Origin of the sequence: Streptomyces sp. 142MFCol3.1 (genome assembly GCF_000424945.1) — a bacterium.
Taxonomy (GTDB): Bacteria; Actinomycetota; Actinomycetes; order Streptomycetales; family Streptomycetaceae; genus Streptomyces; species Streptomyces siamensis.
Window position 1 is genome coordinate 18406 of record NZ_AUKV01000007.1, and the last position, 16488, is coordinate 34893.

At 71.0% G+C, this 16488-nt stretch carries 11 protein-coding genes and 1 pseudogene; all 12 read left to right on the forward strand.

What is annotated here, in order from left to right:
- Positions 1 to 295: 295 nt before the first annotated feature.
- Positions 296 to 1786 (forward strand): APC family permease, encoded by a 1491-nt coding sequence (locus tag H305_RS0111580; protein ID WP_078628997.1) that lies wholly within the window; start codon positions 296 to 298, stop codon positions 1784 to 1786.
- 37 nt (positions 1787 to 1823) lie between these two features.
- Entirely contained in the window at positions 1824 to 3038 is a 1215-nt protein-coding gene (locus H305_RS0111585) for an arginine deiminase (RefSeq protein WP_028800529.1), read from the forward strand.
- A 21-nt stretch (positions 3039 to 3059) separates the two neighbouring features.
- Positions 3060 to 4061 (forward strand): ornithine carbamoyltransferase, encoded by a 1002-nt coding sequence (argF, locus tag H305_RS0111590; protein ID WP_028800530.1) that lies wholly within the window; start codon positions 3060 to 3062, stop codon positions 4059 to 4061.
- Positions 4062 to 4064: 3 nt separating this feature from the next.
- Positions 4065 to 4988, forward strand: coding sequence for a carbamate kinase (locus tag H305_RS0111595; protein ID WP_028800531.1), 924 nt, complete (start codon positions 4065 to 4067; stop codon positions 4986 to 4988).
- A gap of 440 nt (positions 4989 to 5428) precedes the next feature.
- The gene (locus tag H305_RS0111600; protein WP_028800532.1) at positions 5429 to 6331 is read left to right on the forward strand and encodes a universal stress protein; all 903 of its coding nucleotides are present in this window, start codon (positions 5429 to 5431) and stop codon (positions 6329 to 6331) included.
- A 366-nt stretch (positions 6332 to 6697) separates the two neighbouring features.
- The gene (locus tag H305_RS0111605; RefSeq protein ID WP_028800533.1) at positions 6698 to 10399 is read left to right on the forward strand and encodes a nitrate reductase subunit alpha; all 3702 of its coding nucleotides are present in this window, start codon (positions 6698 to 6700) and stop codon (positions 10397 to 10399) included.
- 1 nt (position 10400) lies between these two features.
- Complete coding sequence (gene narH, locus H305_RS0111610; RefSeq protein WP_028800534.1) at positions 10401 to 11927, forward strand: nitrate reductase subunit beta; 1527 nt, start codon at positions 10401 to 10403, stop codon at positions 11925 to 11927.
- Positions 11924 to 12715 carry a nitrate reductase molybdenum cofactor assembly chaperone gene (gene narJ, locus H305_RS0111615; RefSeq protein ID WP_028800535.1) on the forward strand — a complete coding sequence of 264 codons (792 nt, stop codon included), beginning with the start codon at positions 11924 to 11926 and terminating at the stop codon, positions 12713 to 12715. Before narH ends, narJ begins: the two co-directional genes overlap by 4 nt.
- Positions 12712 to 13494, forward strand: a complete 783-nt coding sequence (gene narI, locus H305_RS45485) for a respiratory nitrate reductase subunit gamma (RefSeq protein ID WP_051370526.1) — start codon at positions 12712 to 12714, stop codon at positions 13492 to 13494. The genes narJ and narI overlap by 4 nt, the downstream gene beginning before the upstream one ends.
- Positions 13491 to 14126: a vitamin K epoxide reductase family protein gene (locus tag H305_RS45490; protein WP_234020750.1), complete on the forward strand. Its 636-nt coding sequence runs from the start codon at positions 13491 to 13493 to the stop codon at positions 14124 to 14126. Before narI ends, H305_RS45490 begins: the two co-directional genes overlap by 4 nt.
- A 280-nt stretch (positions 14127 to 14406) precedes the next feature.
- Positions 14407 to 14631, forward strand: a pseudogene (locus H305_RS56005) (radical SAM/SPASM domain-containing protein); the annotation flags it as partial.
- Between the two features lie 457 nt (positions 14632 to 15088).
- Positions 15089 to 16102 carry an Acg family FMN-binding oxidoreductase gene (locus H305_RS45500; RefSeq protein WP_051370528.1) on the forward strand — a complete coding sequence of 338 codons (1014 nt, stop codon included), beginning with the start codon at positions 15089 to 15091 and terminating at the stop codon, positions 16100 to 16102.
- The last annotated feature ends 386 nt before the right edge of the window (positions 16103 to 16488 follow it).

Below are 16488 nucleotides of genomic sequence, written 5' to 3' on the forward strand. Positions count from 1 at the left end.
GTGGCGCAGCGGTACCGCTGCCGGCATGAGACCGGCTGCGGTACCTGCCCTGCCATCGTCGTACCGGCCCCGTTTCCGTGAAACGGGTCGACAGGCCCAAGGCCATGGACCGAACGGCCCCGGCCCCCGTGGCAGTTGACCGCCGACCGGGCGGGTTGGGCTGCGCGGGCCCCCGGCACCGGGACCTTCGGGCCGCTCACGGGACGTGTGGCCGCTGACCGTGCCCGGCACCGGCGCAGAAAGATCGTTCACGGATCGACCCACCCGTGTAGCGACCTGCGCAAGGAGTACCACCATGCCCACAACCCCAGGAGACGGAAAGGGGACGGCGCCCGCGGCGACGCTCGGCCTTCCCGGCGCCTCCGCGCTCGTGATCGGCAGCATCATCGGCACCGGGGTCTTCGCCCTCCCCTCCGCCCTCGCCCCGTACGGCCCGATCTCCCTCGTCGCGTTCGTCGCCGTGACGCTCGGCGCGCTCGCCCTGGCCCTGACCTTCGGGGCGCTGTCGAAGCGCGTTCCCGCGAGCGGCGGGCCCTACGTCTACGCCCGCGAGGCCTTCGGCGAGTTCGCCGGCTTCCTGAACGCCTGGTCCTACTGGATCACCGCGTGGGCCGGCAACGCCGCGATCGTCGTGGCCTGGGTCGGCTATGTGGAGGTGTTCGTCAACACCGGGCACAAGACCGGGGGCTCGGTGCTGCTCGCGCTGATCGGGCTCTGGATTCCCGCCGCGATCAACCTCACCGGCGTCCGGAACACGGGTGCGTTCCAGGTGATCACGACCGTGCTGAAGTTCGTTCCGCTGGTCTTCATGGCCACCGTCGGGCTGCTGTTCATCGACCCCGACAACTTCGGCGTCTTCAACGCCAGCGGGCAATCGGCGCTGGGCGCGATATCGGCTGCGGCCGCCATCGCGCTGTTCAGCTACCTCGGGCTGGAGGCCGCCTCGGTGGTCGCCGGCCGCGTGCGCGAGCCCGGGCGGAACGTGCCGCGCGCCACCGTGTACGGCACGCTCATCTGCGCCGTCATCTACATCCTGGGCACCCTCGCGGTCTTCGGTACCGTCTCCCACGGCACGCTGGGTCACACGACCGCGCCGTTCACCGACGCGGCGAACAACATCTTCGGCGGCACCTGGGCCGGTGACATCGTCGCCGCCGCCGCGATCATCTCCGGCATCGGCGCGCTCAACGGCTGGACCATGCTCTGCGCCGAGATGCCCTACGCCGCAGCCCGCGACGGACTCTTCCCCCGCGCGTTCGCCAGGCTGCGCGGTGCGAACGACGTCCCGGTCTTCGGCATCGTCGCCTCCACCGTGCTGGCCTCGCTGATCACCGTGTTCAGCTACACACGCTTCCAGGACGTCTTCACCAAGATCGTGCTGCTGAGCGTGCTCACCGCCGTGATCCCGTACCTGTTCTCCGCCGCCGCTCAGCTGTACTGGCTCCTGGTGGGTGACCGGGACAGGCTGAGCCGCCGGCAGCTGGCCCGGGACGTCACCGTCGCCGCGCTCGCCCTCGTCTTCTCGTACTGGTCGATCCAGGGCAGCGGGTACCAGACCGTCTACTACGGCCTGTTCGTGTTGCTGCTCGGCGTGCCGGTATACGTCTGGCTCAAGCGGGGACAGAGCGCCCACCGCGAGACGGCGGCGCCAAAGACCGCGGTGATCCCGGCTCAGCGGGAGCGGGCTCCCGAGACGCCCCTGCCCGCTCGGCGGCTCTCACGCGCACTGCGTACGAACCGTATCGGCGGACTCCGCAGGCGTGACGACTTCCGCCCGCACGACTGACCACCACGCAGCACGGAAGCACGGAGGAACACCCACCATGAACACCTTCCACGTCGACTCGGAAGTCGGGCGTCTGCGCCAGGTGATCCTGCACCGCCCCGGCCTCGAACTCTCCCGCCTCACCCCGCGCAACGTCGACGCCCTGCTCTTCGACGACATCCTGTGGGCCAAGCGCGCCCGCGAGGAACACGACGCCTTCGCCCAGGTCCTGCGCGACCACGGCGCCCACGTCCACTACTTCGCCGACCTGCTGGCCCAGACCCTCGACATCCCGCAGGCCCGCGACCGGCTGCTGGACGGGGTCATCACCCCGGCCACCGTCGGGCCGGCCCTGATCGACCCGGTGCGCGAACTGTGCGCCGAGCTGGACGGGGAGACTCTTGCCGGCTACCTCATCGGCGGGCTGCTCAAGAGCGACCTACCGCTCGCCACCCCGCACAGCCTGGTCTGGAACGCGCTCGACGCCGACGACTTCGCTCTCGCCCCGCTGCCCAACCACCTCTTCCCTCGCGACAACTCCTGCTGGATGTACGACCAGTTGTCGGTCAACCCGATGGCCAAGACCGCCCGGCGCCGCGAGAGCCTGCACGCCGAGGTCATCTACCGCTTCCACCCGATGTTCGCCGGCCGGGCGCCCGCGCCGATCCTCGACGGCCTGGCGGGCACACTCGAGGGTGGCGACGTCCACGTCCTCGGCAACGGCGCAGTCATGATCGGCATGGGTGAGCGCACTACTGCCCAGGCTGTGGAGAATCTGACCGCCCGGCTGTTCGCCAACGGCACGGCCAGTCGCGTGATCGCGGTCCAACTGCCCGCCGCCCGCGCCTACATGCACCTGGACACGGTGCTGACCATGGTCGACCGGGACACCTTCGTCATCTACCCCGGCCTCGCGGACTCCCTGCGCTCCTGGAGCCTGACCCCCAGCGACAGCCGTCCGACCGGCTTCGACGTCACCCCGAACTCCGACCTGGCCACCGCCCTCGCCGAGGCCCTCGCCCTGGACAAGGTCCGCATGCTCTCCGCGCCGCAGGACATCCTGGGCGCCGAGCGCGAGCAGTGGGACGACGGCAGCAACTTCCTCGCCCTCGCCCCAGGCGTCGTCGTCGGCTACGAGCGCAACGTCACCACCAACACCTACCTGCGCAAGCAGGGCATCGAGATCGTCACCATCGCCGGCGCCGAACTCGGCCGCGGTCGCGGCGGGCCCCGCTGCATGAGCTGCCCCATCGAACGCGACCCGGCCGCCTGACCCAGCAAGGAGAGCCACACCATGACCGTCGACCTGCGAGGCCGTTCCTACCTGAGCGAACTCGACTTCACCGCCGCCGAGATCCACCACCTGCTCACCCTCGCCGCCGAGCTGAAGGCGGCCAAGCACGCACGCACCGAACAGCGCCGGCTCACCGGCCGGAACCTCGCCCTGATCTTCGAGAAGACCTCAACCCGCACCCGCTGCGCCTTCGAGGTCGCCGCCGCCGACCAGGGCGCCCACACCACCTACCTCGGCCCGGGCGACACCCACGTGGGCACCAAGGAATCGATCACCGACACCGCCCGGGTGCTGGGCCGCATGTTCGACGCCATCGAGTACCGCGGCTCCGCGCAGCAGATCGTCAACGACCTCGCCGCCCACTCCGGCGTCCCCGTCTACAACGGGCTGACCGACACCGCACACCCCACCCAGAGCCTGTGCGACATGCTCACGATGCGGGAGCACAGCCCCAAGCCGCTGTCCGACATCGCCTACTGCTACCTGGGTGACGCCCGCAACAACATGGGCAACTCCCTGCTGGCCATGGGCGCGCTACTCGGAATGGACGTCCGGATCGCCGCGCCGCAGGCGCTGTGGCCGGAGCCGGAGCTGGTGGTGACCTGCCGCGCTCTCGCGGACCGCAGCGGTGCCCGCATCACTCTCACGGAGGATGTCGAGACCGCCGTACGCGGCGCCGACTTCCTGCACACCGACGTCTGGGTCTCCATGGGGGAGCCCGCCGAGAAATGGCGCGAGCGGATCGAACTGCTTCTTCCGTACCAGGTCGACGACAAGACGCTCGCCCTCACCGGCAACGAGGACGCGAAGTTCATGCACTGCCTGCCGGCCCTGCACGACCACCGCACCCGGCTCGGCCAGGAGCTGTTCGAGACCTACGGCCTGAACGGCCTCGAAGTCACCGACGAGGTCTTCTCCTCGCCCGCGTCGATCGTGTTCGACCAGGCGGAGAACCGGCTCCACACCATCAAGGCCGTGCTCGTCGCCACCCTGGAGGACTGAACCATGCGTATCGTCGTCGCCCTCGGCGGCAACGCCCTGCTGCACCGCGGCGAACGCCCCGACGCGGACGTCCAGCAGGCGAACATCGACCGGGCCGCCACCGCACTGGCCGCCCTCGCCCACGACAACGAGCTCGTCGTCACCCACGGCAACGGCCCGCAGATCGGCCTGCTCGCGGTGGAGAGCGCGGCCGACCCCGCACTCAGCGCCCCGTACCCGCTGCATCTGCTCGGCGCGCAGACACAGGGCATGATCGGATCTCTGCTGGCCTGCACGATGCACGACGCCCTGCCTGGGCGCCGGATCGCCACCCTCGTCACCCACACCATGGTGCGGGCCGACGATCCGGCCTTCGAACGGCCCACGAAGTTCGTCGGCCAGGTCTACCCGAAGGATGTGGCGAAGTCCCTCGCCCGCGCGCGCGGCTGGCACATCGCTCAGGACACGGGCGGCTGGCGCCGGGTCGTGCCCTCCCCGGTTCCCGAACGCATCGTGGAGACCGACACCATCCACGACCTCCTCAACGGCGGCACGCTCGTGGTCTGCGCCGGCGGCGGGGGCGTCCCCGTGACCGCCGACCGCGACACCGGGGCACTGACCGGGGTGGAGGCCGTCATCGACAAGGACCTCACCGCCGCCCTGCTCGCCGAGGACCTGAAGGCCGACTTCCTGCTCATCCTGACCGACGTACCCAACGTGTACGAGGGGTACGGCACACCCGAACAGCGGCCCGTCCTCGACGCGACCCCCGACGAACTGCGGCGCGGCGGCTTCCCGGACGGCTCCATGGGTCCCAAAGCCGAGGCGGCGGCCCGGTTCGTCGAGCGCACCGGAGGCCTGGCCGCGATCGGTGCCCTGGACGCGGCCTACGAGATCGTCCACGGAACGTCGGGCACGCTGATCCGGCCGGACCTCACGAGTGGGTGACGGTGGCATGCGGCGCGTCGTGCCGCCTCCCACCGACAGGTTCGACGGCGGACACGCCGTGCCCCGGCGGCCGGCGAACGCGACCGACTTGTCGTGCTCAGCCGTACCCGACGCCGGTCCGGTGGTCGATCCCGGCGCCCTTGCCCACAGCACGTTCATACCGCCACGCGGAAGTTCACCGAGCGAAGACCACACGTCCGTGTGGCCTGGGCCGTGCGGTCCCGAAAGCCCGGGGAATGAGGGTCGTGGGACCCAAGCGGCGCCTCGCGTCCCCGCACAAAATGTAGGTAGCGGGCTCGCCCGGCCCGCGGGCACCGTCCCCGACCTCGACGGCATCGACACGGCGCGCGCCCAAGAGGCCGTCGAGACCCATGTTCATCACGTGTCAGCAGCAAGACGCCGGCAGTGACGAGCAGACCGAAGAGCAGGAGGTGCGCACCATGCTTTCGCCCGTCGTCGCCGCAGTGGACGGATCCGTCGAGAGCCTTGCCGCTGCCGAGTGGGCGGCCCGCGAGGCCGTGCGCCGTGACCGCCCGTTGCGACTGGTGCACGCCTGGAACTGGCATCCCCGCCAGAAGGACGGCGAGCCGGCGAACGCCGCGCAGCGGCATCTGGCGCGACGCGTCCTGCGGCAGGCGGAGGAGCGCATCCGCGCCGCCGCCCCTGATGTACGCGTCACCGACGAGCAGGTCGAGGGTCCGGCGACCGCGGCCTTGCTGAAGGCCGCCGCGCAAGCGGAGCTGCTGGTGCTGGGCTCACGTGGCCTGAGCGGCCTCACCGGGCTTCTGGTCGGCTCGGTCGCCCTCGGGGTGGTCGCGAAGGCCACGCGTCCCGTCGTTCTCGTACGCACCGGGGAGGAGGCCGAGGACGAGCACGTCCCGGCGGACGACGGCGGTCCGTCCACTCGGACCGGCTACCGCGACGTGGTCCTCGGCATCGACCTCGCCGACGCCTGCGACGAGGTGATCGCGTTCGCGTTCGAGGCTGCCCGGCAACGGCACGCCAGGCTACGTGTCGTGCATGCCTGGCAGCCGCCGTCCGCGATCGGTCTCGGCCCCGGCGAGATCGGTCTGGTCAACGATCCCGAGCGGGCCGGGGAGTGGCAGCAGTTCCTGTCGGCCGTCCTGAACGTGTGGCGCGAGAAGTACCCGGAGACCGAGGTCCTGGAGACCGTTGTGGAGGGCAAGGCCTCCCCCGCGCTGGTCCGGGCCGCCTCCGCCGCGAGCCTGCTCGTCGTCGGCCGCCGCGTGGCCGAGCGACCGGCACTCCCACGCATCGGCCCCGTCACCCGTGCCGCCATCCACCACGCCGGCTGCCCGCTGGCCGTCGTCCCCCACGAGTGAGAAGCCGGAGAGCGCGCCGACTTCTTCTCCTTCGCGCCAACGACCTCGCACAGACGACCTGGGGGGCTGTCCCGCGACGACGCCGAGGCGTCCTGCCTCCCGCTGTACACGCTGCGTCCGAGGCGGCCAGGAAAGGGCAATGACCGCTGTCCGGCACGAGATGCGGCCGTACGGACGGATGGGCATCCGCGGTTCGATCCATGCCCAGGACGCAACTCCGGGCATACCCGACTCCCCTGCCGACCAGGCCCCGGTGCCGGGACCATTGGGCCCCATCGCACTCGCCCGGACTGGGCCGGAAGGCCACCGGGCCGGGACCTCGAGCCCCACGTGCACCAGGGCTCGGACCGCCTAGCGTTCCCAGCCATGGAGAACGATCAGAACGCACGGCCTCAGGCTTCGAGCGCTGGTGAAGGCTGGCCGCTGGCCGCCCGCAGGCTGCTCACCCGCCGTGAGGTGTCGGCCGACGGGCGCGCCGTGTTCGGCGAGAGCAACGGCGAGTGGGAGGGGTTCTACCGCGACCGCTGGGCCCACGACAAGGTGGTGCGCTCCACGCACGGTGTGAACTGCACGGGTTCCTGCTCGTGGATGGTGTACGTCAAGGACGGGATCATCACCTGGGAGCACCAGGCCACCGACTACCCGTCGATCGGTGCGGACTGCCCCGAGTACGAGCCGCGCGGCTGCCCGCGCGGTGCGTCGTTCTCCTGGTACACCTACTCGCCCAGCCGGGTCCGCTACCCGTACGTGCGCGGCACGTTGCTGAAGCTGTGGCGCGAGGCCCGCAAGCGGCTCGGCGACCCGGTGGCGGCCTGGGCCGAGATCACCGGCGACCCGGCGAAGGCCCGCGCCTACAAGCGGGCCCGCGGCAAGGGCGGCCTGGTGCGCGCCGACTGGGACGAGGTGACCGAACTGGTCGCCGCCGCCCACGTGCACACCATCAAGGCATACGGCCCGGACCGCGTCGCCGGCTTCTCTCCGATCCCGGCGATGTCGATGGCGTCCTTCGCCGCCGGCTCCCGGTTCATGTCGCTGATCGGCGGCACCCTGCTGTCGTTCTACGACTGGTACGCCGACCTGCCGATCGCCTCGCCGCAGGTCTTCGGCGACCAGACCGACGTCCCCGAGGCGGCCGACTGGTGGAACGCCGGCTATCTCATCATGTGGGGCTCCAACATCCCTGTCACCCGCACACCGGACGCCCACTTCCTCACCGAGACCCGCTACAACGGCACCAAGGTCGTCGCGGTCAGTCCCGACTACGCCGACAACGTCAAACACGCGGACGAGTGGCTCGCCCCGCACCCCGGCACCGACGGGGCGCTGGCCATGGCCATGGGCCACGTGATCCTGCGCGAGTTCCTCGTCGACCGCGAAGTGCCCCACTTCCAGGGCTACCTGCGCAAGTACACCGACGCGCCGTTCCTGGTGACCCTGCGCGAGCACACCGAGGGCGGCCTGGTCCCGGACGGATTCCTGACCGCCGCCGATCTCGGACACGACGCGGAACACGCGGAGTCCAAGACGGTTCTCCTCGACGCGGCCACCGGCGAACCGGTCGTGCCGAACGGCTCGCTCGGCTTCCGCTGGGGCAAGGGCGAGCAAGGCCGCTGGAACCTCGGCCTCGGCGACACGGTGCCCGAACTGAGCCTGCTCGACAGCGCGGAGGAGACGGCCGAGGTCGCGCTGCCCCGCTTCGACGAGGGGCCCACGGAGGGCGGCTCGGTGATGGTGCGCGGGGTGCCGGTCCGCAGGATCGGCGGGCGCCTGGTCACCACGGTCTTCGACCTCATGCTCGCCCAGTACGGGGTGCGGCGGCCTGGCCTGCCGGGCAACTGGCCGGCGTCCTACGAGGACGCGAGCGAGCCGTACACGCCGGCCTGGCAGGAGACCATCACCTCCGTCCCGGCGGAACAGGCGGCCCGGATCGCCCGGGAGTTCGCCCGCAACGCCGAACGCACCCAAGGACGGTCGATGATCGCGATGGGGGCGGGCACCAACCACTGGTTCCACTCCGACACCATCTACCGCGCCTTCCTCGCGCTGACCACGATGACCGGCTGCCAGGGCGTCAACGGCGGCGGCTGGGCCCACTACGTGGGCCAGGAGAAGGTCCGCCCCCTGACCGGCTTCCAGCACCTGGCGTTCGCCTTCGACTGGCAGCGGCCCACCCGGCACATGACCGGCACCTCCTACTGGTATCTGAACACCGACCAGTGGCGCTACGAGGCGTTCGGGCCCGACGAGCTGGCCTCGCCGCTCGGTGAGGGCCGCTTCAAGGGCAAGGCGTTCGCGGACTCCCTCGCCCAGGCGGTGCGGCTCGGCTGGACACCCGGCCACCCCGGCTTCGACCGCAACCCACTCGACCTGACCGACGAGGCGGCAGCCCAGGGCCGTCCGGTCGCCGAACACGTCGTCGACGAACTCAAGGCGAACCGGCTGAAGTTCGCGGTCGAGGACCCCGACAACCCGGCCAACTTCCCCCGCGTGCTGACCGTGTGGCGGGCGAACCTGCTCGGCTCCTCCGGGAAGGGCAACGAGTACTTCCTGCGCCACCTGCTCGGCACCGACGCCGCCGTCCGCTCCCAGGAGACCCCGCCCGAAGGGCGCCCGAAGGAGGTCGTCTGGCATGAGGAGGCCCCCGAGGGCAAGCTCGACCTGCTCGTCACCATGGACTTCCGGATGACCTCCACCAGCCTGCTCTCCGACGTCGTCCTGCCGGCCGCCACCTGGTACGAGAAGGACGACCTGTCCAGCACGGACATGCACCCCTTCGTGCACGCCTTCACCCCGGCCATCGCCCCGCCCTGGCAGGCCCGCACCGACTACGGCACCTTCCTGACCATCGCCGACAAGTTCAGCGACCTGGCCGCCGAATACCTGGGCACCCGCACGGACGTGCTGGCCGTACCGCTCCAGCACGACACTCCCGACGAGCTCGCCCAGCCCGGCGGCGTCGTACGGGACTGGAAGGCCGGGGAGTGCGAACCGATCCCGGGGCGGACCATGCCCAAGCTCGTCACCATCGAGCGGGACTACGCCGCCGTCGCGCAGAAGATGCGCGCGGTCGGTCCGCTGCTCGACACTCTCGGCACCACCACCAAGGGCGTCACCGTCCACCCGGACCAGGAGATCGACGAGCTGCGCCATCGCTGCGGCACCGTCCGCGACGGGGTGGCCGCCGGCCGTCCGTCGCTGGCCAACGCGTCCGACATGTGCGAGGCGATCCTCGCCCTGTCCGGCACCACCAACGGACGCCTGGCCACCGAGGGGTTCAGGGAGCTCGAGCGGCAGACCGGCAGCGAGGGGCTGGTGGAACTCGCCTCCGAACGGGAGGCGGAACGGATCACCTTCGCCGACACCCGTACCCAGCCCCGGTCGGTCATCACCTCCTACGAGTGGTCGGGCTCGGAGACGGGCGGGCGTCGCTACTCACCGTTCGTCATCAACACCGAGCACAACAAGCCCTGGCACACCCTCACCGGCCGGCAGCACTTCTTCGTCCAGCACGACTGGATGGCCGAACTCGGCGAACAACTCCCCGTGTACCGGCCCCCGTTGAACACGCCCCGGCACTACGGCGACGAGCATCTACGTGAGGACGGCCGGGCAGAGGTCACGGTCCGCTATCTGACGCCGCACTCGAAGTGGTCCATCCACTCGAACTACCAGGACAACAAGTACATGCTCGACCTGTCCCGCGGCGGACCCACGATCTGGATGTCCACCGCCGACGCCGAGAAGATCGGCGTGAAGGACAACGAGTGGATCGAGGCGTACAACCGCAACGGCGTCGTCGCCGCCCGGGCCGTGGTCACGCACCGTATGCCGGAGGGCACGGTGTACATGTACCACGCGCAGGACCGCAACGTGAACGTCCCCAGGACCGAGGTCAGTGGCAAGCGCGGCGGCATCCACAACTCCCTGACGAGGCTGCTGCTCAAGCCCACCCATCTCGCCGGCGGCTACGCCCAGTTCACCTACGCCTTCAACTACTACGGCCCGACCGGCAACCAGCGCGACGAGGTCACCGTCATCCGCCGCCGCAGCCAGCAAGTGGAGTACTGACATGCGCGTCATGGCACAGATCGCGATGGTGATGAACCTCGACAAGTGCATCGGCTGCCACACCTGCTCGGTCACCTGCAAGCAGACGTGGACCAACCGCACCGGCGTCGAGTACGCCTGGTTCAACAACGTCGAGACCAAGCCCGGCGTCGGCTACCCCCGCCGCTACGAAGACCAGGAACACTGGAAGGGCGGCTGGATGCTGGACAAGCGCGGACGCCTCGTCCTGCGCTCCGGAGGCCGCCTCAAGCGGCTCCTGTCCCTCTTCTCCAACCCCGACCTGCCCGCGATAGATGACTACTACGAGCCGGTCACCTACGACTACGACAACCTCGTCAATGCCCCGGCCCAGAAGGACATGCCCGTCGCCCGCCCGCGCTCGGTCCTGACCGGCAAGCCCACATCCATCACCTGGGGCGCAAACTGGGAGGACGGCCTGGGCGGCGCCCCCGAGAACGCCGGCGGCGACCCCAACCTCACCGGGGAATGGGCCGAGAAGGTCAAGTTCGAGTTCGAGCAGACCTTCCTCTTCCACCTTCCCCGCCTGTGCGAGCACTGCCTCAATCCGGCCTGCGTCTCCGCTTGCCCGTCCGGGGCGATGTACAAGCGGGTCGAGGACGGCATCGTCCTGGTCGACCAGGACCGCTGCCGCGGCTGGCGGATGTGCGTGACGGCGTGCCCGTACAAGAAGGTGTACGTCAACCACGCCACCGGCAAGGCCGAGAAGTGCACCTTCTGCTTCCCGCGCATCGAGGCCGGCCAGCCCACCGTCTGCTCGGAGACCTGCGTGGGGCGGCTGCGCTACCTCGGACTGCTTCTCTACGACGCCGACAAAGTGGGCGAGGCCGCGGCCACGCCCGACGAGCAGGACCTGCTGGAGGCCCAGCGGGGCGTCTTCCTGGACCCGCGCGATCCCGAGGTGATCGCAGCCGGCCGCGCCTCCGGCATCCCCGAGGACTGGCTGGACGCCGCCCGCCGCTCGCCGGTGTACGACCTGGTCATGCGCTACAAGGTGGCGCTGCCGCTGCACCCGGAGTACCGGACGATGCCGATGGTCTGGTACGTGCCGCCGCTGTCCCCCGTTCTCGACGCCGTCGACGCGGCGGGCGGTGACCAGGACGATCCCGACCACGTGTTCGCGGCTGTCACCCGGCTGCGCATCCCGCTGGAGTACCTGGCGGAGCTGTTCACCGCCGGGGACGCCGACGTCGTCGCCGGTGTGCTGATGAAGCTCACCGCGCTGCGCTCGTTCATGCGGGAGCGCACCCTCGGTGAGGAAGGCGACGAGGCGGTGCTGAAGGCCGTCGGCCTGACCGCCCGTGAGGCGGAGGATCTGCACCGGCTGCTGGCCGTCGCAAAGTACAAGGACCGCTACGTCGTCCCGGCCGCGCACAAGGAGGACGCGGCCGCGTTGACTGCGATGGAGAACCGCTGCCCGGTCGGGTCCTCGGGCGACGCCGAGCCCCGCAAGGTCATGCTCGGCATTCCCGCCCTGCGACGCGACACCACCGCCGGAGGACGTCCGTGAGCCCGCTGCCCGCAACGATTCCCGCCCTCGTCCGCACCCGCGTCCGGGCGGCAGTACGCCGCCCGGCCCGGCTCACCCCCGAGGAGACGGCGGGCCGCGCGCTGATACTGCGGCTCGTGTCGCTCTTCCTGCAGTACCCGGACGCAGAACTGACGGCAGCAAGGACGGAGTTGGCAACCGTGGTGCAGGCCCTGCCGGCCACGCCCGCGGCGCTGCACCTGGCACGGTTCACCGACTGGTTCGCCGCACAGGTCCCCGAGGAGCTGGAGCGGCACTACGTCGAGATGTTCGATCTGCGTCGCAAGAGCAGCCTCTACCTCACCTACTACCTGCACGGCGACACCCGCCGCCGGGGCATGGCCCTGCTCACTCTGAACCAGCGCTACCGGGCCGTCGGCTGGGACACCGACGGCGGAGAACTGCCCGACCACCTCCCGGTCGTGCTGGAGTTCGCCGCCCTGGCGGGTCCGGGAGGAGGCGAGGCACCGCTGCGCCAGCACCGGCGAGGACTGGAACTGATCCACCGCGCCCTGACCGACGCCCAATCCCCCTACCAGCACGTCCTGGCCACGCTGCTCACCCTGCTGCCACCGCCCACCGAGGCCGACCGCGCGGCAGTCGCCCGACTCGTGGCCGAGGGGCCGCCGAACGAGGACGTCGGCCTCGACCCCTACGGGACCTACGGGGACGGCGAGTTCGCCCCGCCGGGCACCTTCGTTCCGCCGTCACCCGCCCCGCCGACCTGTGTGCCACCCGCCCCGACCAGCCGCACGGAAAGTCCCCGATGAACGCCCCACTGTCCCCCTTGGCCGCCGCCCCGGCGAGCGGCGCCGATCTGCTGCTGTGGGTCGCCTTCCCCTACATCTGCCTGGCCGTGTTCGTGGTCGGGCACGTCTGGCGCTACCGGCAGGACCAGTTCGGCTGGACCTCCCGCACCAGCCAGCTGCTCGAACACCGCTGGCTGCGCTGGGGCAGCCCACTGTTCCACCTGGGCGCCTTCGCCGTGATCGCCGGTCATGTGGTGGGCCTGGCGGTGCCCGCGTCCTGGACCGAAGCAGCCGGCATCAGCGAGCACGCGTACCACACCACGGCCGTCGGGCTGGGCTCCGTCGCCGGGGTCGCCATGGTTGCCGGCCTGGGCATGCTGTGCGCCCGTCGCCTGCTCGCCCGCCGGATCCGCCTCACCACCGACCGCAGCGACAAGGTGCTCTTCCCCCTCCTTTCCGTCACGGTCCTGCTGGGCTTCAGCGCCACCGCCGTGCACAACGTCTTCGGCGGCGGCTACGACTACCGCGAGACCGTTTCCGTCTGGTTCCGCGGCATCTTCTCCCTCCATCCGCACCCCGAGGCGATCGCCGGGGCGCCGCTGCTGTTCCAACTGCACGCCCTCAGCGCCTGCCTGCTCTTCGCCGCCTGGCCCTTCACCCGCCTCGTCCACGTGTGGAGCGCCCCGGTCGGCTACCTGGCCCGGCCGTATCTGGTCTACCGGCGGCGGGCCACACCGGCCGCAGCCCCGACGGCGGGTGGCCGGCCACGGCCGGCCTCTGGGCCCCGGCGAGCGGCATGAGTCACGGACCCGCGCTCGCGCCGGACGCCACGAGCGCCCGGCGCGCGCACGCCGTGGGCGCGAGCCGCCGAACGGGCATGGTCATGCTCCTGACCGGGATCGTCGGCTGGCTCGCCTCCTTTGCGCTGACCGTGGACGACTGGCGGCTCCTTCGCGACCCCTCCTATCAACCACCGTGCAACCTCAGTCCCGTCGTGAGTTGCGGCAGTGTCATGTCCAGCCCCGAGGGCCACCTGTTCGGCTTCCCCAACATGCTGCTCGGACTGGGCGCCTTCGCCGCCGTGGCCGCACTGGGCGCCGCCGTGCTCTGCGGTGCCCTCCTGCACCGTCGGCTGTGGCTCGCGCTGGACGCCGGGGCGCTGGCAGGGGTCGTGTTCGTCCACTGGCTGATCGGACAGTCGCTCTACGAGCTGGGCAAGATCTGCCCCTACTGCGCTGTCGTCTGGACCGTCACCATCGCTCTGTTCTGGTTCCTCGTCCTGCACAGCCTGGACAGCGGGCTCATCCCCGTGCCCCGGGGAGCACTGGCGGTCGTCCGGGACACGCACTGGATGCTGTTGGTCGCCTGGTACGGGGTGATCGCGCTGCTCGTCCTCACCCGCTTCTGGTCGTACTGGAGCAGCCGGGGCTGACCGTGTGTGCCGCAGCCCGCCGGGAAGGGACTGTCGGCCCACCAGGAAGGACTGTTCGGCCGCTGCGCCGGGCCACTCCGGCGCAGCATGCTGATCAGCGACCGATCCGGAGGTGTCCCGTGTCCTACTGCAACCAGCATCCGTGCGGCTGTCTCCACCGCCGGCCGCCGTCACGGGTGCGGCGCACGGTCCGGTCCGGTCACCGTCCGGCCGCCCGCCTCGTCTGCCCTGACTCCAGGGCGGCCGGACGCAGCCTCAGGGCGCTGGGCAGGGCGGCCTGATGAGCGCCACCGACCGTGCCGTCCGCCGTCAGCGGCACGACGCGGCCGACCGGCCGTTCATCGTCATCTGGGAGTCCACCCGCGCCTGCCCGCTGGCCTGTCTGCACTGCCGGGCCGAGGCGGTGCCCGACCGCGACCCGCGCGAGCTGGACACCGCCGCCGCCAAGGACCTTCTGGACCAGGTGGCCGCCTTCGGACAGCCCGCCCCGCTGTTCGTGATCACTGGCGGCGACCCGTTCCAGCGCCCCGACCTGACCGACCTCATCGCGTACGGCAGGGAGATCGGGCTCGTGGTTCTGCCGCTGGCCCGCCACCTGCTCGACCCGCAGGCCAAGGAGCGCTTCACCGCCGCGGCGGGCCGCCGGTTCGGAACACTGACCGGCGCGGTGTTCCTGCCGGCGCAGCTGGCCACCGGCTGGCCCATGGCCTGGCACAAGGGAGTCACCTGGGCCTCGCTCGCCGAACCCGGCTACGGCCGTGCCCTCGCGGCCAAACTCGCCCTCTTCGTGGTGGTGATGGCCGCCGCGGGCGGCCACGGCATCGCCCACGCGAAGGGCCGCTCCGAACTGGCGCGGACCCTGGCGGTCGTGTCCCTCGTCGGCTCGCTCGGCGTCGTCCTGCTGGCCACCGCCCTGCCCGCCACCCGACCTGCAACCACGACAGAGAGGAAGAGGAGGCATCATGCGCACCCGGACCCGGCTGGACTCCGCCACCGTGGAGTCGCTCCTGGCGGCGGCCGTGGCAGCCCCGTCGATCCACAACACACAGCCCTGGCGCTTCCGCGTCAGTCCTCGCGACCAACTGCTGGAGGTCCATTCGGCGCCGGAGCGAACGCTGCCGCTGGCCGACCCGATGCATCGCGCCCAGTATCTGTCAGTGGGCGCCGCGGTCTTCAACCTCCGGCTCGCCGCCGTCCACCAGGGCTGGCGGCCGGAGGTGAGACTGCTGCCGGATCCGCACCAGCCGGGGCTGCTCGCCACCGTACGACTGACTGGTCCATTCGGCGCGGACGACCAGCCCTCGGACCCGGGTCTTCATGAGGCCATCGCACGGCGGCACACCAGCCGGATGCCGTTCACCGGCCGACCGGTGCCCGAGCCGTTCGTGGCGGAGATGGCGGCGGCCGCGCACGCCGCCGGCGCACGCCTGCACGTGCCGGACGTCGCCGGAACCCGGCGGCTGCTGCGCCTGACCGCCGCGGCCGAGGCACGCAACCACACCCGCCCGGACCGCACCGCCGAAACCCGCACCTGGATCACCGCCCCGGGAGCAGACACCCCCTACGGGATACCCGTCACCGCCCTCGGTCCGCCCGACGCGGCCGCGCGGATGCCGATGCGGGACTTCGTCGGCGCGCTGCCCGCCCTCCGCTTGCCGGCGCTGTGGTTCGAACGCCACATCCAGGTGGCCCTGCTGTGGACGTCCCACGACCGGCGGGACGACTGGCTGCGGGCGGGCCAGGCACTTCAGTACGTGCTGCTCACGGCGACCGCCCACGGGCTGCGCACGTCACTTCTGCACCAGGCCATGGAGTGGCCCGACCTGCGGGCCGCGACGGCCCTGCCGGGACACAGGCGGTGTCATCCGCAGATGCTGATCCGATTCGGCTACGGACCGGACGGCGGCCGCACCCCGCGAGCGCCCGGGCGTTGGCGTCCCGGACCACCGCCTGCCACCGAAACCGAAACGAGTTGAGGGCGCGGACTGTCCCTGTGCCGTCCGAGGAAGACGGCGGACAGGCCGTACCTGTCCGCCGTGAAGAAGGCTGGCCTCTCAGCCCGCGCCGCAGGTACCCCCGGGGCCGCGGCCGGTAACGAGCTCCGCCTCAGTGTCCGAGCGGCCTGGGTGACTCCGGTTCTCCACGGAGAACGAGCGGCCGGACGGGCAACGATGGTGACATCTGAGGCGGATTGGCCCTGCGTGCCTGGCCGTTGGGCGCGGGGGAGGCGGATCTGACCTTGAGGACCGTTCACCTGGTCCATAGGGCCCCTCGGCCCATGTCGCCCGGGCGCCCGGATGCGGACAGTGGCTGCGAGGCGTTCGATCCGGGGCGAGGAACACGCGGTTCCCGTACGACCCCA

Coding starts and splice junctions, on each gene's coding strand:
- H305_RS0111580 (WP_078628997.1), top strand. CDS start 296: ATGCCCACAACCCCAGGAGACGGAAAGGGGACGGCGCCCGCGGCGACG.
- H305_RS0111585 (WP_028800529.1), top strand. CDS start 1,824: ATGAACACCTTCCACGTCGACTCGGAAGTCGGGCGTCTGCGCCAGGTG.
- argF (WP_028800530.1), top strand. CDS start 3,060: ATGACCGTCGACCTGCGAGGCCGTTCCTACCTGAGCGAACTCGACTTC.
- H305_RS0111595 (WP_028800531.1), top strand. CDS start 4,065: ATGCGTATCGTCGTCGCCCTCGGCGGCAACGCCCTGCTGCACCGCGGC.
- H305_RS0111600 (WP_028800532.1), top strand. CDS start 5,429: ATGCTTTCGCCCGTCGTCGCCGCAGTGGACGGATCCGTCGAGAGCCTT.
- H305_RS0111605 (WP_028800533.1), top strand. CDS start 6,698: ATGGAGAACGATCAGAACGCACGGCCTCAGGCTTCGAGCGCTGGTGAA.
- narH (WP_028800534.1), top strand. CDS start 10,401: ATGCGCGTCATGGCACAGATCGCGATGGTGATGAACCTCGACAAGTGC.
- narI (WP_051370526.1), top strand. CDS start 12,712: ATGAACGCCCCACTGTCCCCCTTGGCCGCCGCCCCGGCGAGCGGCGCC.
- H305_RS45490 (WP_234020750.1), top strand. CDS start 13,491: ATGAGTCACGGACCCGCGCTCGCGCCGGACGCCACGAGCGCCCGGCGC.
- H305_RS45500 (WP_051370528.1), top strand. CDS start 15,089: ATGCGCACCCGGACCCGGCTGGACTCCGCCACCGTGGAGTCGCTCCTG.